The following is a 19,222-nucleotide window of genomic DNA, read 5'->3' on the forward strand; positions in this document are numbered from 1 at the left end:
GTGTCAATCGTTGCCAAGCTTTAGGCTTTCTCATATCCGTGGTACTGCTTTGTAGTGCATTACACTCCTATGCCCAACAATCCCTTACCAGGAAAATATTCACATGCCATGCTGCCACCGGCAGCATTCCTTTCTTACTATCCAAAATAAGCAGCTATAGCGGCACGATCATCGAATATTCCACCAACTACCTCACTACAGACAGTACCTATTCTATTGCTGACGGAAATGTCATGCTGGGTACCGTACTCCATAAATTACTGAACGGGCAGCAAGTAACAATAGAAGAAATAAACAACAAGATCATCCTTCTGCCTGCAAAAAAAACACCTGAGCAGTATCCGCTCTACGGATTCACGATGGAAGAAGGCAGTATGGAACCATTGGCCTATGCCACAATACAAGACCTGGCGTCCGGTCAGATCTGCCAGGCCAACAGGTTTGGCTATTACAACATGATGTTGTCTCGGGGCAAACACTACCTGGAGGTAAAACACAGCAGCCTCCCTCCTAAAACAATCACCATCTTGCTTGAGACATCTACTCAAAAAAACCTCATCATCTCACCAGTTAAACTACCAGAGGTAAAAATTGACGCGGGCAATACACTTCAACCCGATGGCGGCTCCCGGATGGATAAATACCAAACTGATGCCTACAACAATTTCATGGGAGAAACAGACCCCGTGAGATCTTTATACTTGTTGCCGGGCAATGTGGAAACACAGGAGACTACCGGAAAACTGGTGGTTAGAGGTGGTGATCCGGACCAGAGTATTTTCCTGCTGGATGGCAACCAGGTGTACAATCCCAGTCACCTGCTGGGTGAAATTTCAATCATCAACAGTACGCTGGTTAAATCAATCAGGCAATATAAAAATGACTTCCCCAGTCGTTTCGATGGCGCCATTTCTTCTATCACGGAAGTTAATACCCGGGATGGAAACATGGACAAATGGACGGGGGAAGCCAATGCGGGACTGCTCGCCGGCGCCATGTCCGTAGAAGGTCCATTACGCAAACAATCAACCGCCATGATGTTCTCCATGCGCCATAGTTGGTCCAATCCACTGTTGAATATCCTGGATGACAAGTACCAACTGCGGTTTTATGATATCCATTTTAAGTTAACCCATCTCCTCAATGCCAATAATAAGCTGATGCTTACCGGCTACCTCGGCAAAGACCACCTGAATATCCATAATTCGGATTATCAACGTCTGCAGGCTTGGGGAAACCGGCTGGGAACGCTCAACTGGATCCATTTGCTCGGCGTCCGCTCATTTGTAAGTACCACTGTAAATGTCAGTAACTATACCAATCTTGCCGGTATTAAATTCGCGCTGTTCAACGATTCTACCCAGCAGGCTGAAGATAGTAAGGCGTTTAACAATTATGCATCCATTGACAAACTGGAAGCAAAAACCCAATTTGAATACAACGCATTACCCAATTCCCGGTTCCGGTTTGGCGCCAGGTATGCCCATATCACGATCCGGCCTTTTAATACCACCATTTCTCCCGAATTTCTGGAAGAAGAGGGTTATTATCGGCCCATGCAACCGCTTCGCTTTGGCGAGTTCGCCCTTTATGCTGAAAATGAATTGCGCATCGGAACGAATATATTAATCCGACCGGGCCTGAACTACGCCACCTACAAATTCCATAGCTACACCCATCGTTCCCTTCAGCCCCGGCTATTTGCCGCATGGCGGATCAATCATGACCAGCAGTTTACTTTTTCGTATGCCCGCATGATACAATACCTTCACCAGGTAACTACACCGTTTTTAGGCATCAACAGCGAGTTTTGGGTGCCTAGTACCGGACTGTTGCGCCCTGTGGAAAGCCATATGGTAAACCTGGGATATAATTTCAATGACAAAAAAGGGTTGTTCCTCTCTGTAGATGCTTACTACAAGCAGATGAGCAACAACACCAACTTCGCAGAAAAGGGAAATATCTTCTATAATGAAGATACCTGGGAAACCGATATCCTCGCGGGGAAAGGCTGGAGTTACGGACTGGAAGTACTGGCCAGGAAACAAATCAATAAATGGCAGTTTCAGTTTTCGTATGCGCTTACCCGGAGCGAAAGACAATTTCCAGACATTAACGAAGGGAAAAAATATCCTTTCTGTTATGACAGGCGGCATAATTTAAATGCCACCATCAACTATAGCCCGCTTAAAAACTGGAACCTCGGCCTCGTATGGTATTTCAGTTCCGGCGATGCAGAGTTCCTTCCTCCGGGAGTCAATGATGACTTTGATACTCCCGCTCCTGTGGATCCTGGCAATAAAGAACCCGACGAGAAAAATCCCTTTGTCTTTGACAGAACCGGGTACAAGTCCAGACGACTGCCGGCCTACCATCGACTGAACTTTAACACCAGCTTCTCATTTCATACCGGTCAGCAGCTTACGCACAAGTTATCTGCCGGCCTTTATAATGCCTACCAGGCCCGTAACAAGTACATTCGGGATGTTTGGAACCTGGAAGACAATAGCTATAATACTACATCATCAGGAAACCGCTTATTTGATCTTACTTTTTATTTATCCTATACCCTCAGATTCTAGTTTTTTTATTCTTTTCTGTAGGAAGTTTCATTTTTTTGTTGTTTTCATAACAGATATGGTTAAAGTCAACCCCAATCGCAGATTGTAGCTCACATCATACCTATAATTAACCCGGAGGCGCTTTATAGCGCCTCCTATTTTTATTTATATAAGCCTTTTCTGAATAGCTACGAAATAAAATGTTAAAGATCCTGCATTCTCCCCAAAAGAATAGGAAGGTCGTTCTACTTCCGGTTTTATTAAACGTAGACCTAATTAAAACAACAGCAGCACCACTCTTCTATCAGTAAACAAAAAATAATGGAAATGAATATAATAATAAACATTCAAAAGCAGTATGTATATGCTTTTTTAGGCAACAGCAAAGTAGATGCTACCATTAATTTACAACTATGGCTGGATAAATAAAATCCGCATATATGAACTTATAACGCTTAACAATGGCACAATGAAACAAATACAGGCATTTTTTTATGGTACATTACTCATGACATCATGTACACAAAAGCCTTCTCGTACAACTGTCAACAGCTGTGAGCTGCACGGCGACACTGTAATCATTAATTCACAATCTGCACTGGCAAAAAAAATCCATATTGACACCATCAGCAGACAGCTGTTACGTCAACAGATGTCTGTAGCAGGCGTGGTAAAGGTGATCCCCAATAAGTTTGCAGAAGTAGCGCCGACTTTTTCGGGCAGGGTCCTTTCAGCTTACCTGAAACTTGGCATGAAAGTAACGCCTGCTACTCCCCTTTTTTCCATGAGTTCGCAGGATTTTATTACAGCGCAGAAAGCATTCTTTCAGGCGAAAGAACAACTGCTGCTGGCAGAGAAAAGACTGGCACGACAGCGTAATTTAGTGGCCAATGGCGTAGGCGTTCAACGGGAGCTGGAAGAGGCGCAAATGAATTATGATGTAGAAAAAAAAGAATTTGAAAGCGCCCGGTTGAGTATCCGGTTATACAAGGCCAATCCCGATGAACTGGTCCTGGGACAGCCCCTGATCATCTACGCCCCTATTACAGGTGAAATAGTAGAGAATAAAGTAGTAGTAGGCCAATTGATAAAAAATGACGGCGCCAGTGTGGCCTCAGTAGCGGAACTATCAAAGGTATGGGTAGCTGGCCATGTCAAAGAAAAAGATATGGGCGCTATCCGTCAGCTGAGCCATTCACAGATCACCATTGCCGCGCTGCCAGGTAAAATTATACGGGGAACAATCTTTCATATCAACGAATTGATCGAGGAAAGCTCCCGCAGCGTGGAAGTATTAATGGAGTGCAAAAATGACGACCATGCACTTAAACCGGGTATGTATGTGAATGTTAATTTTGAAAACACGCCGCAACCTACCATCCTGATTTCCCCCAAATCACTGCTGCAGCAAAGCAATACCTCCTTCGTTTTCCGGCAGGTCGCTGCTGGCAGGTACGTACGCCAACAGGTAGAAACAAACGGTGTCCTCGGCAACAAGGTGGTAGTAAAGTCGGGGCTTTCAGAAAACGATACCGTCATTAGCGATGGCGCCTATTATCTATTGGACGCCAGGTAGCCATTATTTATTAATTGAAAACAACATGATGAACCTGATTTATATAACCATCCGGAAAAGATGGTTACTGATAGGCTTTTTTATAATGCTGGCACTATTTGGCTATTATTCGTGGAAACAATTGTCTATCGAAGCATACCCGGATATTGCGGATGTAAGCGCCCAGATTATTACGCAGGTGCCCGGACTGGCAGCGGAGGAAATGGAACAGCAGATTACCGTCCCGGTAGAGCGGGTACTGAATGGGCTTCCCGGCATGAGCGTCATGCGCAGTAAAAGCACCTTCGGCTTATCTATCGTTACCGTTGTTTTTCAGGATGGTTACGAAGACTACTGGGCCCGGCAACGTATCAATGAAAGACTGAACGCATTAACACTTCCCTATGGAGCCAAACCGGGATTGGACCCGTTGACTTCCCCTATCGGGGAAATCTACCGGTATGTGATAGAAAGTAAAGGCCATGACCTGAGGGAATTGACCGACCTGCAAAATTGGGTAATTATACCCCGTTTAAAACAGGAAGCCGGTGTAACCAACGTCACCAATTTTGGAGGCATTACCACCCAATACCAGGTAGAACTAGACCCCGCACGGTTGGAACAATATCAATTGTCGCTCGGCGATGTCCAGGCCGCCATCACTAACAATAACGCCAACGCCGGCGGAAGTATACTCAACCAGGGCGACCTGGGCTATGTGATCCGCGGAATCGGATTGGTGAAAACACTGGAAGCACTTGGCGACCTGGTTATTAAAACCAACAAAGGCGTTCCTATTCTGCTAAAAGACGTAGGTGAACTCAGATATGGCAACCTGGAGCGGAAAAGCATCCTGGGCTTTACAGACCGGGAGGTAGATTACAATGAAAGCATCGAAGGCGTAGTACAATTACTAAAAGGGCAAAACCCTACGCTGGTATTGCAGGGAGTACACAATGCCATTGATGATCTCAACAACCACCTGCTGCCTGAGGGAGTACGGATCCGGCCATATATGGATCGTACAGACCTGGTGAACACCACGCTGAATACGGTTTCACACACCTTGATAGAGGGCATGATGCTGGTCATTATAGTGCTCATCGTATTTCTTGGCAGTTGGCGGGGGGCATTGATCGTTGCTATTACAATACCATTAGCATTGCTGATTGCCTTTATATTGATGTATTTTACCAACATTCCGGCCAACCTGCTTTCCCTGGGCGCCATTGATTTTGGAATTATCGTGGATGGCGCCATTGTGATGATGGAAACGATCCTGAAAAAACGGGAAGAAAATGAACTGGCACCGCTGGACGAGCGTTCCATAGCGCAACGGGCGGCGCTTGTTGGCAAGCCGGTATTATTTGCTACCATTATTATCATTACCGCCTACCTGCCTTTATTTGCTTTTGAAAGAGTAGAACGTAAGCTGTTTACACCAATGGCGTTTACGGTGAGCTACGCTCTGGCAGGTGCCTTGATAGTAGCAATGTTGCTAATTCCAGGTCTCGCTTACAGCGTATACAGAAAGCCGCGCAAATTATACCACAACAAATGGCTGGAAAAATTATCCGTAGCCTACCTGGCCCGTACCAGAAAGATCATGCAAAAGCCTAAAAGGGTTTTGTGGCCATTAGGCATAGTGCTGATAAGCGCTGCTATACTTTCCGCGACCGTAGGCAAAGACTTTCTCCCCTCTTTAGATGAAGGCTCTATATGGCTACAGATACAACTCCCCACGGGCATATCACTCCAGAAGTCGAAAGAAATGAGTGACTCTTTACGTATGGTAACCCTGAAACACAAAGAGATCACCTATATGATGGTGCATGCCGGCAGAAATGACGATGGAACAGACCCCTGGTCGGCCTCCCATTTTGAATGTTCTGTAGGGCTCCGGCCTTATAAAGAGTGGCCCAAAGGAAAAACCAAAGCCGATCTTATTGAAGAACTGGCGGCCGACTATGCCGCAATGCCAGGTTATAATGTTGGCTTCAGTCAGCCGATGATCGATAACGTGATGGACCGGATATCAGGCGCCCATAGCGAGCTGGTTGTAAAAGTATATGGCGACGATTTTGCAGAAACCCGGCGGATAGCGCAGCAGGTGCTACAGTCCCTAAAAAAGATAAAAGGCGCGGTAGATCTCTCTATCGACCAGGAGCCCCCTCTGCCACAACTGCAAATTAAAATCGACAGAGCGGCTTTGGCGCAATACGGGCTGAACGTGAGCACTGTGTCGGAGCTGGTAGAAGTAGCCATTGGTGGTAAACCGGTGTCCCAGCTTTTTACCGGCAATAAAGTATATGATATCACCTGCCGGTATAAAGAAGACAGCCGAAATACGCCGGAAAAAATTGCCAATCTGATGCTGGCATCTCCCACTGGGGCCAGGATTCCTTTGTCGCAGGTAGCTGCTATCAGCACCACTACCGGGGAAGGCATCATTACCAGGGAAATGAACAAAAGGCACCTGACTGTAAAACTAAATCTCCGGAACGTGGACCTGTCTTCTTTTATGGAACAGGCCAGGCACAGTATAGAAAAAGACATCTCTTATGATCACGGAAAATACCGGATTGTATGGGGAGGGCAATTCGAGAATCAAAAGCGCGCCTACGCAAAACTGGCGGTGGTGGTGCCTGTAACGCTGCTGTTTATGTTCCTTCTGTTATACGGCGCATTCGGACGATTCCGGCAGGCGGGGCTGATCCTCAGCATTGTTCCGCTGGCACTCTTTGGCGGCATGTTGGCGCTCAATATAAGAGGTATGACCCTCAATGTATCTTCTGCGGTTGGCTTTATTGCATTGTTTGGCGTAGCTATTCAAAATGGAGTGATCATGATCTCCAATTTCAATGAGCTGCGCATACAGGGAGCTACCTTACTGGAAGCCGTAATTGCCGGTGCGGCCAACAGGTTCAGGCCCATATTGATGACCGCCACCGTTGCCATTCTTGGCTTATTGCCAGCCTCATTGGCTACCGGCATTGGCTCAGATGTTCAGCGCCCACTGGCTACCGTAGTAGTATACGGCCTGCTGGCTGCTACCGTCATTACGCTATTTGTTTTGCCGGCATTGTATTATCTGTCTGAAAGCAAATGGGGTGCTACAGACTATCAGCAAAAGGATGAAAAAAAATAAACAGATGGCTATCAGATATGGTAATATCCTGCTATTGCTTTTCCTGGCAGTACGGGGAAATGCACAAGTAACTGACTCGTTGACTTATACCCGCTTCCTGGCGGAAATAACAAATAACAACCTGGCGTATGTAACAGAGCGGTTCAACGTCAACCTGGCTGCCGCAAGGGTTGCTGCGGCAAAGGTTTTCCCAGACCCGACGCTGTCATTTGGCTGGGTGGATAACGGGCAGAAAAGAATGAAAATGGGGTATGGATTTAGTACCTCTGTCAACTGGCTGCTGGAATTGGGCAATAAACGACAAGCCAGAAGCAGCGTAGCAATAAGCCAGCTGGAACTGACAAACCTGTTGCTGGAAAACTACTATCGCCAGCTCAGGGCAGATGCCACGCTGGCCTACCTGCAAACCACACTACAGGAAAACCTGCTCAAAGTAACCACGGAATCTTATCAAAACATGTCGCTGTTTGCCCGGGCAGATAGCATCCGATTTCAGCTGGGAGAAATAAAAGCAGTAGATGCGCGCCAGAGTAAACTGGAAGCCGCCAACATGTTGAATACAGTGTATAAGCATGAAGCCAGCTTTAAGGCCGCCTTATTACAATTGGGGATGCTGATGGGAAAATCATCAGATACGCTTTACTACCCTGCTACGTTCAAATCCGGATTTGACAGGGAATTTAGTTTAAAAGACCTTATCAACACCGCTGTCAGCAACCGGGCCGATGTCCTCGCTGCCGTGAAAGATAAAGAAGTGGCCAACAACCTGGTGAAGCTGGCACAGGCCAACAGGATGCCGGACCTTGGACTAAGCCTGGGAATGGCGCAAAACTCCGGTGCTACCAACACCATAGCACCAGCCCCTTCCACGAATGTTATTTCCGCAGGTATTAGCATACCATTGAAGTTTTCCGGCAGGTCGAAGGCGGAGCTGTTATCGGCCCAATACAGCGCAGCCCAGGCAGCTGCCCGTTACCAGCAGGCGGCATTACAGGTACAAACCGAAGTGGCCACCAGCTATTATAATTACCTCGCTGCCCGCAAACAAGTAAGCCAGTTTCATACCGGCATACTGGAAGATGCGCAGAAAGCACTCGACGGTAAGATATACAGCTATCGGTCCGGCGAGATCAATCTGCTGGAAGTACTGAATGCCCAGCGCACCTACAACAGCCTGAAACAGAGCTATTACGAGGCACTAAATGGATATGCCGCGGCGCTGGTGGAAATGGAAAGAACAGCCGGCATCTGGGATATTAACTTATAAACGAATGATATGAAACATATTCTGATAATGATAGCTTTCCTTGCATTACTTCCGCCTGTTTGCGCCCAGCAAGACAGTAGCGGATACCGGGAAGTATCATTTGGCATAAAAGCAGGGGTATCTTCCAGCTCACTATATGGTGGGGACCTTCATTTATTGTCGTCCGGCAGCTACGTAAAACCTCTGCCCGGTATGTTTGCAGGAATTACGGTGCACTCCAGGCTAAGCAAGTATTTTGGCATCCAATCCGAATTATCAGTTGGGCAAAGTCCGGTGATGTTGCATCTCCTGGACAGCAACAGCCAACAGGTATACAACAGCCGTTTTAAGAGCACTTATCTGATGATAGCCCCCATCTCAACTACTGCTTACTTTCACCGGTTCCGGTTATCTGCCGGCCCTTACGTTAGCAGCTTGCTGCACAGCAGTATAGAACGAAAAGGCGCCGATGGACAAATAACAACAGAAAGAAACATTTTCGGCACCGCTACTGCTCCGGGAGGATTCCGCTACAAATTTGATGCTGGCATCGTGGTACAGCTGCGCTATGAATGCAACAATGGCTGGAATATAGGCGCTGGCTATTCCCGTGGATTTATACCGGTTATAGAAGACCCACGCATACAGCATCAATGGAAAATATACAACCAGCAGTTCAACCTTTTCCTGGGTTACCAATGGCGGAGAAAATAAACAGGAAATCGAGTAGACAGTGAGGGATTATTTCCCTCACTGTCCTTTCACACCACCGTACGTACCGGCCTGGTATACGGCGGTTTGTTAGAATAATTTCTTCCGATGTTCTGTTTTCATATCTTAGTGATGATAGAATCCTAAGTAACCTTTCTTCCTAAAGTACTTGCTGGCGAGTATGCTACACAATATCGGACTGCGTGACATGCAGCTATATCCCGAACTGGCGTTACTCCACTGCTATCCGTCACCTTTAGGTCGCCTAGTTTTATGAGATGCCGGCACTGCCCTTTGATTGTCTTCCATTGCTTCCAGGCACACATGCGTAGCCGCCCATGCACTTTGCTGTCCAATTTGTACATCAACTTCTTAAGGAAGAGCTCTTTTAACGTATAACCATATAGGTTATCACACATAAAGGCCACTCTCTGTATTCAGAGGTGGCCTTTTCCGTTCTCTACATCCCAAAAAATTTATTTATGTTGTGATACCTGGAGTGCAACTTTGGTGGTTCCCGTCCCCTTTGCCAGACCACTCAGGTACAATGTTGCCACTTTTCCATCCTCCAGTTTAACAATAGGAATATCGAGTATCGTCGTTTCTTTTCCACCAACCTTGGTTTTGACTTTCACATGATAATCACCCGCAGCAACAGATTTGAATACAGATAGTGATTTAATATCGGGCTTATCCCCAACATAAGTAGCATTACTTACCAACCGCAGACTGTCTTTATTCTTAAAAACATCAATATCAACAGCGGTAGCATCAGGTGACAGGTGCAGGAAACGTACGTTGGACTTCCCTTTTGCCGGGCTGCTGCGGTCATCCGTTAACAACAATGCCTTTACTTTGTTGTTCAACAGCGTGTCATACACGAACAACGAATAACTCACTTTGTCTGTCAACGCATATTTCCCATCCACTATTAACTTACTTCCGTCCAGTAAGAATTTCAATACCGCTTCTTTGTCAGCCGGCACAGGAATGTACCCGTTTGACTGTCCAAGGAACTTCAGTTTATCCTGGTGCTTTTTGCCATTGATATCTGCGGTCAATTCACCGGTCTTTGGAGAAGCATGCACGAATTGCATAGTTGCATTCCTGGCTGGTGGCGGTGGCGGAGCCGGATCGTCTTTCTTTTTGCAGGAGGTCACCAAAGTGGCGGCTAACAGGGTAAAGGCAATACCTTTCAGGGGCATTCTTACTTGTTTCATATACTAATTTTTTTTGAATAAATACTACTGTACAGACTACGTTTCGTTCACCGGAAGGCTGTTCTTCTTCCTGATAGAAAACAACAGATTGCGCATTCTTCCTATGGCAACCAATGTTATTTTTAATTTTTTTGAAAGAAAATATTTAATAGCTGCCTATAAATGTCATCAATAGCCTATCTAAACAAGGAGGCTGGCCGCTGAAGAGCCGCCTCCGTTGATTAATGCACCAATAACTGAAGCGCTTCCGTAGTAAACATTCTACTAATATTTCACCATTTGCGACATCAGCAACTTCGTTGGTATGACAGGTAATAGCCCAACATCAATAATATACCGCTACGGACCCTGGTAAAGTTATTGCTCTCCCCATTCCAGGAACTACAAACAGCGGCCGCAACCTTCCGGTTTTCCGGAACAGCAAATGTTCCTGTTTTATTACGCTCCTGTTTCTACAACATTCAAATGAACACGCCGGTACACCGCTGTCTGCTTGCAATAACGTTTCCTATTCTGCCTGGTAAATACAATATTGATAGAATCAATGTTTTTTGCCTGTCTTCTTCGCAGTATCTACCTTTGCTGGTTTTAATACCGGTGCTGCGGGACGGGATCCAGTTTTTTTACTGGTATCTGCCATCTGTTTGCGTTGTTCTTTTGATGGCTGCTGTGCCATTGCACCTGTAGTAGAAATCACGGCAACAACCACTGCCAGCATCGCTGAAAAAAATAATCTGTACTTCATCATTTTAATTTTTGCGTTATTAAATATTAACCGGTAGAATAACCGATACGTACAATTGAAAAACATAGAGGCCGTATCAAAAGTGTGATACGGCCTCGTTTTATGCGGGCACCTGATGGAGTCAGGTAGTCATTTAAACCATTCTCGGGATGTTCATTTATTTTTAAGGCTCCCTCTGTCCCCTTTTTAGTATACGATCTGTCCTTTGTTGATCAATGATCTTACCGGTGATATTCTTGATACCGCTTCCGCAGAACAGCTGGCATCTATCAGCACCACATCAGCTGCATCGCCGGCTTTAGGCCATTGCTGTACGCCTTTGTCGTCCAGCGGGAGTACATTCCCCGTAGCCAGTTTCAGGCTTCTCGACAAATGAAACTCGGTGGCGTAGCCGTATAACTGGGCCATGGTATTGGCTTTCTCCAATACGCTTCCGGACCCGAACGTGCTCCAGTGATCGATGATACTGTCGTTGCCGGTCATCACGTTTACGTTGTGCTTGTACAGCGTGGGAATAGGCATGATCAGACCGCCGAACGGGATGGTAGACACAATACCGATGCCTGCTGCCGCCAACTGCGCTGCTATCTCCTCCTGCTTCACCTTATCGATGCGCGCCAGCACAAAGCAATGGCTGATGAATGTTTTATGTTGCAGCGCCGGATTTTCGTTTACCTTCTTAATGAGATATTCCACGGTTTTTAATCCGGACTCCCCTGATTCATGCAGGTGAATATCAATTCCTTTTTTATTGTCCAGCGCCAGTTGCACGGTGAAGTCGATGGTTTTTTCGATGGCGCCGTCGATGGAGTAAGGGTCCACACCACCGATGAAATCGATGTCCATTTTGGCGGCTTCTTTCAGCCAGGGAACGGAATCGGTATAGTAAACACCATGCTGCGGGAACGCCACCAGTTCGGCTCCGAAGGAGCTCTTTTTGTTCTCCAGGGCTTTGAAAAGGTTATTGAGCGATTGCAGTTTTGATGTTGGTTCAATATTGACATGGCTTCTGGCGAAGTTGGTCCCTTTGGATTGCAGTAGTGCTATCAGTTTTTCTGCGCGATGAGTAGACGATTTCAGCATCTCCGGGAGGATTTTCTGCTCCAGGGCGATCATGCCCTTCACCCCGCCCGGTCCTCTTCTGGTGGCCTGCCATGGGCCACCGTAGAAGGTTTTATCGAGGTGGATATGCATATCCTTAAAAGCAGGCAACATCAGCCAGCCTTTCGCATCAATAGCGTTGGCAGCGTTCGGTTGATTAGCAGAGATACGGTTGATTTTTCCGTCTTTGATGGCAACGCAGAACAATTCGGTGTTGGTGTGAACGACCTCCCCTTCTTCATACGCAAATCCTGTTTCCAGTCGCACGTTCTTCAACAAATAGCTTTTCCCGTCCTTGTTAGCTGCCTCACCGGCAAACGCTTCCGCAGCGCCCAATAAGCCGGAAGCAAAGGCCGCTCCTGCCAGTCCTAATCCGGACATTTTGATAAATTCCTTGCGGGATATTTCCTTTTTCTTCATAGTCCCCATCATTTTTTTACAAAAATAGGCTTCCGTTTCTCCTCTTCTGTGTAGGATTCATGACATGCCTTGAAAGATTTATCACTAAGTCGTTGCGAATTATAAATCTTTCAAGCATCCGGATAGATAACACAAAGCCGTGGAGATATTTACCCCTTACTTTGCTGTGGTAATCACCGCATAAAAAATGGAACTAATGGATAAAATAGCAAACGACAGCCACTATACATTTAAGAATGTATTGCTGGAAACGGGTTTCGGGTATGATGGAGAAGAGGTCGTAAAGACAAAGACCGCGCTTTTCTGTGTGGAGGTAGCAGATGGGAAGGTGAAAGCTATCACTCCCAACGATCCCGGTAAAGATGCCATTGACGCCAAAGGATGGCTGATGCTGCCTGCCTTTAAGGACATGCACGCCCACTTGGACAAGATGCTTTATGGTTTGCCGTGGCAGGCAGTTTCAGCGAAAAGAAAAACCGTGAAGGACCAGATTGCCTATGAGCAAAAGATGATTCCGGAATGGCTGAAAACATCCGTGGAGCGGACGGAGAAGATGATCGATTTTCTACAGTCAAACGGTACCCACTATATCCGTTCTCATTTTAATATCGATCCCACGTCCGGCTTCGACTCCTTACGGCACCTGGAAACAGCGCTCCAACACAAAGCAAAAACGGCGGGTGCCGAGTTGGTGGCTTTCCCTCAGCACGGCGTGTTTTATACCAATACCGCCCCGCTGCTGAAAGAAGTGGTTAAAATGAATATTGATTTCATTGGCGGCGTAGACCCGTACGCTATCGACGGCAGCATCGAAAAACCGATGGACCTGATCACGCAGCTGGCGATCGATCACAACAAAGGGATTGATATTCACCTGCACGAAGTAGGTGAAACCGGTGTAAAAACCATCGAATACCTGATCAACAAGGCCAATGAAAACCCCGGGCTTCGTGGTAAAACCTTCGTGAGCCATGCTTTTGCCCTGGGCCATCTCTCCGCCCTGGAAACAGAGCGCATCGCGGCACGCCTGGCCGAAGCCGGTGTGGGCATTGTGTCTTCCGTGCCCTTTGGCGATACCGTGATGCCCATTCCCCTGCTGAGGAAACACGGCGTGGAAGTGCTGGTGGGCAATGATAATATCCAGGACCACTGGAATACTTTCGGTCCAGGCCACATGCTGCAGAAAGCCAAACTCATTGCAGGCCTGTATGGCTATAGCTCTGAATGGGCGCTGTCGAGAGCACTGGCCTTTGCCACCCGGTACGTACTTCCGTTGGACGATAAAGGCAACCAGCAATGGCCTAAAGCAGGCCACGATGCCAACCTGGTATTCCTGGAAGCGTCCTGCTCCGCCGAAGCGGTGGCAAGGGTTTCACCGGTGAAATCACTCGTCCATAAAGGAAACATTGTATTCTGATCATGCCGGCTCATCTGCCCCTTATAAATCCTTCAAGCTTTGGGATGAAAAACGCAAAGCTAAGTTAGACGGGCCAGATACCTTTGTAGTGCTAAAAAATTTCATTGCTATGAAACATGTAAAAAAAGTAACCGCCGTTCTTTTGTTGGCGATAGGTAGCGCCTTTTTCTTTAGCTGTAGCAAGGACAAAGACAAAGAACCTGAACCAAAACCACTCACTCCCAGCGAAACACTTGCCAGCACTCCCTGGGAAACCACCAACGCCAAAAACAACAAAGGTGAGAAAGTGGCGCTGAACGATGCCAACGTATCCAACTTTGTAGGCTTCGCTTATTTCAAAACAGACGGTACGTTCACCATGTTCAACCTGGACGATTCTCCGAAAATGCACGGCGACTGGAGCGTTACTGCTGACGGTAAAACCCGTACCATCGTTGCTAAAAATGATGCCGGCGCCGTACTGTTCACCCGCGTGGTGGACATCACCGTGCTGACCAAACAGGAGTTCACCTACCGCATCTATCCGAACGCCAACGACAAAACGGTATACTTTGACATTATCCATACACCGACTACCCACGCTGAGCCTAAAAAGTAGCCCGGTTATATGATATGATCATCAACATGGATTGGTCTCCTGTATTTTCAGGGCCAATCCATTTTTTTTGCCGTAAAATTCCCCTATTTTACAAGTTGAACGCCCAACTCAATTTGCTGATATGAAGATTTATGACGACACCGGCTACATCCCTGTCTTAGGGATACAGGAATTCAGGAAAGGCCAGCTGGCTGGCCGGGAGGACCTCCTTTTCAACGAGCTGCACGGTGAACGGCATATCGACAAGCCACACAAGCATGATTTTTTTATCATCAACCTGTTCGAATCAGCCAAAGGGGTGCACAACATCGATTTTCACGACTATCCCATCGGCAATAAACAAGTGCATGTGCTGTTTCCCGGACAGGTACATACCTGGAGCATCAAACCCAACACCACCGGCTACCAGCTGATGATACAGCAGCATTTCTTTGAGCGCTTCGCTCCTTTTTTCCGCTTCTCGTTTTCGAATTATATGAATCACCCGGTGATTCCGCTGACCAACGATAGTTTCCAGCTGCTGAAGTATGAATTTGATGCCATCAAAGATGAGCTGGGGGCCGCCAACTCCGTACAGGAGGTGATCAGCGCCAGGGCGGCCGTTATCGCTGCTATTGTGAGCAAGGAGGCAGAGAACATCTTTACTGATCTGAAAGTGTTCCAGTCCAATCCCAGGCTGGCGACCTTCAATATGCTCATTAATAAATTTTACAAGCAGGAAAAACTGGTCGGATTTTATGCTGCGAAGCTGCACATCTCCGCCAACTACCTGAATATTCTCTGTAAGAACCATCTGCACGTATCCGCCACCAAACTGATACAACAACGGGTACTGCTGGAAGCCAAACGGCTGCTTCAGACTACGGACCTCTCCATCAAAGAAATTGCTTTTGAACTGGGATTTGTGGACCATGCCTATTTTTCCAATTTCTTCAAAGCCCAGTCCGGTATCACGCCTACGCAGTTCAGGGAAGGTTAATGCCGGGAGTCAATCTGCTGCTGAAATATTAGCGCATACCAAAATTATGTAACACTTTATGCCGGGCAACCGCTATTTTTGTTTCGAAATGAAAAAATTCCTGATACTCATTTTGGCTGTCTTATACATGGGTACCTCTACCGGTGCTACTTTCCACATGCATTATTGCAAAGGAAAGCTGATAGAGGTAGACCTGTGGCACAGCGAAGTGAAACAATGCGGTAAGTGCGGGGCTAAGCCCAATACTGTATGCGCCAGGAAATGCTGTAAAGACGAGCACAAAACGGTGAAACTGGAGAAAGACCAGAAAATAACAGCGCAAACCATGCATGCCCTCCAGCAGGTGGCCATGGCCACGCCTGTTGCTTTCGCCGTCATGCCGGTGCCCTCTTTCGTTTCTCCGGTAACAGCCTGTCCTGTTGGCAACGCACCGCCGCGAAGTAACAAAGTACCGGCACATATTCTGCACTGCACCTACCGCATCTGATACCCCTCTCCCTGTATTCTTTTACCTGCACCTTTTTGCATACCTATGACCATGGCCTACAGGTGCAGACCTTCAACACCATAACATCCATCTAAATTTATATCCACACATGCTCTCTTTCAAAAAAGCATTCGGTATACTGTCCCTCGCCTGCTTACTATTGGGAAGTATTTTATTAAAAGCGCAGTCAGGGGAAGTCTGCTACAACCCCAACCTGGTAAAGGATACCAGTAAACGCAGCATCAAATCAGCCGTTGCAGGGGTGATCGGGAATGACACGGTAAAGATCAACTACCACTCCCCTGGCGTACGTGGCAGGATCATCTGGGGAGGCCTCGTGCCTTACGACGAAGTGTGGGTTACCGGCGCGCATGATGCCACAACGCTGGAGCTGCCAGTCACCGCCATCATCGGCGGAAAGGCCGTCCCGGCGGGCAAGTACGCCTTTTTCACCATCCCCGGCAAAAGCGAATGGACCGTTATTATCAATTCCAAATGGGACCAGCACCTGGCAACGGAATATGATGAAAAGGAAGACATCGTCCGACTGAAAGTAAAGCCGCAGCGACATGCGCTGACGGAAAGACTGCAATATTTTATCGAACCCGGAAAAGCCGGCGCAGGGAAGATGGCCATGGCCTGGGAAAAAATACGCATTGAATTTCCTGTCATCCTAAAAAAATAATGTCTCCCTTTATGGCTAAAAGCAAACACTATTACATCCGTAAATCGCACCGCTACCTGGGTTTGTTCTTAGGTATCCAGTTTCTGCTATGGACCATCGGAGGGCTGTACTTCAGCTGGAGCAATATGGATGATGTTCACGGCGATCTGCAAAAAAAAGCAGCGCCACCGTTAGCATTCAAAGGGAAACTGGTGTCTCCGTCTGTTGCATTTGAAAATATAGATTCCTTTGCTTCCGTGCAACTGATACAGATATTAGGGCACCCGTATTATCAGATAAAAACGGCAGATAAAAAACACCTGGCCGCCGGACATGAACACACTGCCCATCAGCAGACCTACCTCGCCGATGCCTACACCGGCCAACTGAGATCACCGCTGACAGAAGAAGAGGCCGTGGAAGTAGCAAAGGACCGGTTTAACGGAGCACCGACAGTAAAGCAGGTGGAATACCTTACCGCTACAGGCGGCCACCATGAATACAGAGAAAGTGCCCTGCCGGCTTACGCGGTCACCTTTGACCACCCTTCCGGCACTACCGTGTACGTATCTACGGAGTTAGGCACCGTCCAGAAATTCCGCAACAGTAAATGGCGGGCTTTCGACTTCCTCTGGATGCTGCATACCATGGACTATGAATCGAGAGACAATATCGGCAATCTGTTGTTGCGGATCTTTTCCATACTGGGATTAATTACGGTTATCTCCGGGTTCCTTTTATACGGTATCAGTTCCCGTCTGTTTAAAAAAAGGAAAAAAGTCAGGTTAGCCGCAAGGCCTTAACCACCTTGGTTTTATCGAATAAAAAGAGGCTTGTAATGACTTACAAGCCTCTTTTTGTTTAATAGTCAAAACTCCATCCACCGGACTTCTTCCCCGGAATGGGCCAGCTCATCGTCTTTCGATAAATACAAAATACTGGTGGAGGCCAATATCAGTTGCCTTACTATCCAAAACAGCAGCAGCACGATGGAGACCATAAAGATTGCAGATAACATAGATGTTTATTTTACAGATAGAATGTAGTCGGTCAGTATGCTCAGCTCCTGCTCGGAGAGCTGCGGAAATCCCGGCATCTGGGGATAGTCTGCTCTTTTTTTCCCGGGTTGACGTATCCACTTTTTCAACCCCGGCACATTGCCCTGATAGATGCTGACCATTTCTGTTACCGGTGGCCCTACCAGCCGCCCTTCCTTTTTATGACAGGAAGCACAATTAGCCTGGAATACGGCAGCGCCGGGAGCTACAGGCCTGGCGGCTGTCACGCCCGATGCAGCGCCCTCCGGCGCCGGATGCTTCCTCGCTTCGGCAGACAACAGCTCAAATGCTTTGGTCTTTTCCGCCATCAGTTTTTTATGAGGCGCCAGCGCATTGGAGCGGTAAACATGCCGCCCGCTGGCCATCAGCAATACTGTCAGCGTCATGGCGGCAACGACTTTCTTAAAATTACGCCCTATGTCTTCCGGCTTTCCGGTAATGCCTTTCCACATCCAGTACATGGCAGGCAATGCAGCCGTGGCGCCGCACAGAATAACCGCCACCAGGTTCCACCGCACCCCTTTGGCCGGCAGCGTGATTAATACCAGCGGCCCCAGCACAAACTGAAAGAGGGAAACGCCCAACGCCAGCGCGTACATCCGCTTCCGGATATCGTAACGGGTAATAGTCGTAAAGTGCGTTTCAAAAGGATATCGTTTTCTTCCCAGGTACCAGAACAGGAATAATCCCGTGACGGCCAACGACGCACATAAAAAGTGCAGATACCGCGGGAACACGTTCGGCAGCACCAGCGCATCCATAAACCCTTTTACGGTGCCCCATTTCTCCGGGAACAACATCAGGTTAATGTTTGTCAGGAAAATCAGGGGGATGAAAAGGAAAATCAGCACCGCCAAAGCAAGGATGGAAATATGCAGTCCTTTGTTATGCTCCAGCTTATGCCACGCATATTTGTGCAGATAGGTCAGCAGAAAAGCCGCTGTCACCAATGGGATGATCAGTATCCACATCAGCCCCGTCAAGGCGTTGGCGGAATAGAAATAGACGGTGTACAGTACATTGATGCTGAGCAGCGGCGCCACGCCCAGCACTACCGCCAGGCTTTTATTAACGGTAATGGTTTTGGCGATTTCATAGGCCAGCGTATCATATTCTTTGTCTTTCATCCCTTTTATCTGGGCCCATAAGGTCAGGATAGAACCGCCCAGCATCAGGTTTACAAAAATGATGTGGGCCAGGAAGGAAACCACCAGTAACACCACCAATAGCCATTCCGGCAGAGGAAGCGCTAATGGAATATCTCTCGGAACAGGGGTGGTAGCCTGCAATAACGTTAACATATGATTCATGG

General features: G+C 47.4%; 16 protein-coding genes. 11 read left to right on the forward strand and 5 right to left on the reverse strand.

Annotated features, from left to right (window positions below):
* Positions 1-38: 38 nt before the first annotated feature.
* From ICL55_RS28900 to ICL55_RS28920, 5 genes are all read left to right on the forward strand, one after another.
* On the forward strand, positions 39-2,582 hold the full coding sequence (locus ICL55_RS28900; protein ID WP_168737417.1) for a TonB-dependent receptor plug domain-containing protein: 2,544 nt from the start codon (positions 39-41) through the stop codon (positions 2,580-2,582).
* Positions 2,583-3,030: 448 nt separating this feature from the next.
* Positions 3,031-4,137 (forward strand): efflux RND transporter periplasmic adaptor subunit, encoded by a 1,107-nt coding sequence (locus ICL55_RS28905; RefSeq protein WP_168737418.1) that lies wholly within the window; start codon positions 3,031-3,033, stop codon positions 4,135-4,137.
* 25 nt (positions 4,138-4,162) lie between these two features.
* The gene (locus ICL55_RS28910) at positions 4,163-7,264 is read left to right on the forward strand and encodes an efflux RND transporter permease subunit (RefSeq protein WP_168737419.1); all 3,102 of its coding nucleotides are present in this window, start codon (positions 4,163-4,165) and stop codon (positions 7,262-7,264) included.
* A 4-nt stretch (positions 7,265-7,268) separates the two neighbouring features.
* Positions 7,269-8,531 carry a TolC family protein gene (locus ICL55_RS28915; RefSeq protein ID WP_168737420.1) on the forward strand — a complete coding sequence of 421 codons (1,263 nt, stop codon included), beginning with the start codon at positions 7,269-7,271 and terminating at the stop codon, positions 8,529-8,531.
* Positions 8,532-8,540: 9 nt separating this feature from the next.
* Entirely contained in the window at positions 8,541-9,224 is a 684-nt protein-coding gene (locus tag ICL55_RS28920) for an outer membrane beta-barrel protein (RefSeq protein WP_168737421.1), read from the forward strand.
* Positions 9,225-9,697: 473 nt separating this feature from the next.
* On the opposite strand, the gene ICL55_RS28925 is transcribed toward ICL55_RS28920, so the two are convergent.
* From ICL55_RS28925 to ICL55_RS28935, 3 genes are all read right to left on the reverse strand, one after another.
* Positions 9,698-10,441, reverse strand: coding sequence for a DUF4397 domain-containing protein (locus tag ICL55_RS28925; RefSeq protein ID WP_168737422.1), 744 nt, complete (start codon positions 10,439-10,441; stop codon positions 9,698-9,700).
* A gap of 541 nt (positions 10,442-10,982) precedes the next feature.
* On the reverse strand, positions 10,983-11,186 hold the full coding sequence (locus ICL55_RS28930; protein ID WP_168737423.1) for a hypothetical protein: 204 nt from the start codon (positions 11,184-11,186) through the stop codon (positions 10,983-10,985).
* Positions 11,187-11,372: 186 nt separating this feature from the next.
* The gene (locus ICL55_RS28935) at positions 11,373-12,707 is read right to left on the reverse strand and encodes an amidohydrolase (RefSeq protein WP_188104243.1); all 1,335 of its coding nucleotides are present in this window, start codon (positions 12,705-12,707) and stop codon (positions 11,373-11,375) included.
* A gap of 196 nt (positions 12,708-12,903) precedes the next feature.
* On the opposite strand from ICL55_RS28935, the gene ICL55_RS28940 reads away from it, so the two are divergent.
* From ICL55_RS28940 to ICL55_RS28965, 6 genes are all read left to right on the forward strand, one after another.
* Positions 12,904-14,124 (forward strand): amidohydrolase, encoded by a 1,221-nt coding sequence (locus tag ICL55_RS28940; RefSeq protein WP_246496689.1) that lies wholly within the window; start codon positions 12,904-12,906, stop codon positions 14,122-14,124.
* Between the two features lie 109 nt (positions 14,125-14,233).
* Complete coding sequence (locus ICL55_RS28945) at positions 14,234-14,722, forward strand: DUF4822 domain-containing protein (RefSeq protein WP_188104248.1); 489 nt, start codon at positions 14,234-14,236, stop codon at positions 14,720-14,722.
* Between the two features lie 121 nt (positions 14,723-14,843).
* Positions 14,844-15,701 carry an AraC family transcriptional regulator gene (locus ICL55_RS28950; RefSeq protein ID WP_188104250.1) on the forward strand — a complete coding sequence of 286 codons (858 nt, stop codon included), beginning with the start codon at positions 14,844-14,846 and terminating at the stop codon, positions 15,699-15,701.
* An 88-nt stretch (positions 15,702-15,789) separates the two neighbouring features.
* Entirely contained in the window at positions 15,790-16,188 is a 399-nt protein-coding gene (locus ICL55_RS28955; protein ID WP_188104252.1) for an HYC_CC_PP family protein, read from the forward strand.
* A 109-nt stretch (positions 16,189-16,297) separates the two neighbouring features.
* A complete protein-coding gene (locus ICL55_RS28960; protein ID WP_188104254.1) occupies positions 16,298-16,873 on the forward strand; it encodes a DUF2911 domain-containing protein in 576 nt (191 codons plus the stop codon).
* A gap of 11 nt (positions 16,874-16,884) precedes the next feature.
* Positions 16,885-17,655 (forward strand): PepSY domain-containing protein, encoded by a 771-nt coding sequence (locus ICL55_RS28965; protein ID WP_188104256.1) that lies wholly within the window; start codon positions 16,885-16,887, stop codon positions 17,653-17,655.
* Positions 17,656-17,720: 65 nt separating this feature from the next.
* Here ICL55_RS28965 and ICL55_RS28970 read toward each other — a convergent pair whose 3' ends face one another.
* Both ICL55_RS28970 and ICL55_RS28975 read right to left on the reverse strand, forming a co-directional pair.
* Positions 17,721-17,870 carry a hypothetical protein gene (locus ICL55_RS28970; protein ID WP_188104258.1) on the reverse strand — a complete coding sequence of 50 codons (150 nt, stop codon included), beginning with the start codon at positions 17,868-17,870 and terminating at the stop codon, positions 17,721-17,723.
* A 6-nt stretch (positions 17,871-17,876) separates the two neighbouring features.
* On the reverse strand, positions 17,877-19,220 hold the full coding sequence (locus ICL55_RS28975; RefSeq protein WP_246496691.1) for a c-type cytochrome: 1,344 nt from the start codon (positions 19,218-19,220) through the stop codon (positions 17,877-17,879).
* Between the last annotated feature and the right edge of the window lie 2 nt (positions 19,221-19,222).

This window comes from Chitinophaga varians, from assembly GCF_014529945.1.
Taxonomy (GTDB): domain Bacteria; phylum Bacteroidota; class Bacteroidia; order Chitinophagales; family Chitinophagaceae; genus Chitinophaga; species Chitinophaga varians.

What these genes read in the sequence shown, in the direction of transcription:
- ICL55_RS28905 (WP_168737418.1), top strand. Translation starts at nt 3,031, where the DNA reads ATGAAACAAATACAGGCATTTTTTTATGGTACATTACTCATGACATCA.
- ICL55_RS28930 (WP_168737423.1), bottom strand. Translation starts at nt 11,186, where the DNA reads ATGAAGTACAGATTATTTTTTTCAGCGATGCTGGCAGTGGTTGTTGCC.
- ICL55_RS28935 (WP_188104243.1), bottom strand. Translation starts at nt 12,707, where the DNA reads ATGAAGAAAAAGGAAATATCCCGCAAGGAATTTATCAAAATGTCCGGA.
- ICL55_RS28925 (WP_168737422.1), bottom strand. Translation starts at nt 10,441, where the DNA reads ATGAAACAAGTAAGAATGCCCCTGAAAGGTATTGCCTTTACCCTGTTA.
- ICL55_RS28910 (WP_168737419.1), top strand. Translation starts at nt 4,163, where the DNA reads ATGATGAACCTGATTTATATAACCATCCGGAAAAGATGGTTACTGATA.
- ICL55_RS28940 (WP_246496689.1), top strand. Translation starts at nt 12,904, where the DNA reads ATGGATAAAATAGCAAACGACAGCCACTATACATTTAAGAATGTATTG.
- ICL55_RS28960 (WP_188104254.1), top strand. Translation starts at nt 16,298, where the DNA reads ATGCTCTCTTTCAAAAAAGCATTCGGTATACTGTCCCTCGCCTGCTTA.
- ICL55_RS28975 (WP_246496691.1), bottom strand. Translation starts at nt 19,220, where the DNA reads ATGAATCATATGTTAACGTTATTGCAGGCTACCACCCCTGTTCCGAGA.
- ICL55_RS28970 (WP_188104258.1), bottom strand. Translation starts at nt 17,870, where the DNA reads ATGTTATCTGCAATCTTTATGGTCTCCATCGTGCTGCTGCTGTTTTGG.
- ICL55_RS28950 (WP_188104250.1), top strand. Translation starts at nt 14,844, where the DNA reads ATGAAGATTTATGACGACACCGGCTACATCCCTGTCTTAGGGATACAG.
- ICL55_RS28915 (WP_168737420.1), top strand. Translation starts at nt 7,269, where the DNA reads ATGGCTATCAGATATGGTAATATCCTGCTATTGCTTTTCCTGGCAGTA.
- ICL55_RS28920 (WP_168737421.1), top strand. Translation starts at nt 8,541, where the DNA reads ATGAAACATATTCTGATAATGATAGCTTTCCTTGCATTACTTCCGCCT.
- ICL55_RS28965 (WP_188104256.1), top strand. Translation starts at nt 16,885, where the DNA reads ATGGCTAAAAGCAAACACTATTACATCCGTAAATCGCACCGCTACCTG.
- ICL55_RS28945 (WP_188104248.1), top strand. Translation starts at nt 14,234, where the DNA reads ATGAAACATGTAAAAAAAGTAACCGCCGTTCTTTTGTTGGCGATAGGT.
- ICL55_RS28955 (WP_188104252.1), top strand. Translation starts at nt 15,790, where the DNA reads ATGAAAAAATTCCTGATACTCATTTTGGCTGTCTTATACATGGGTACC.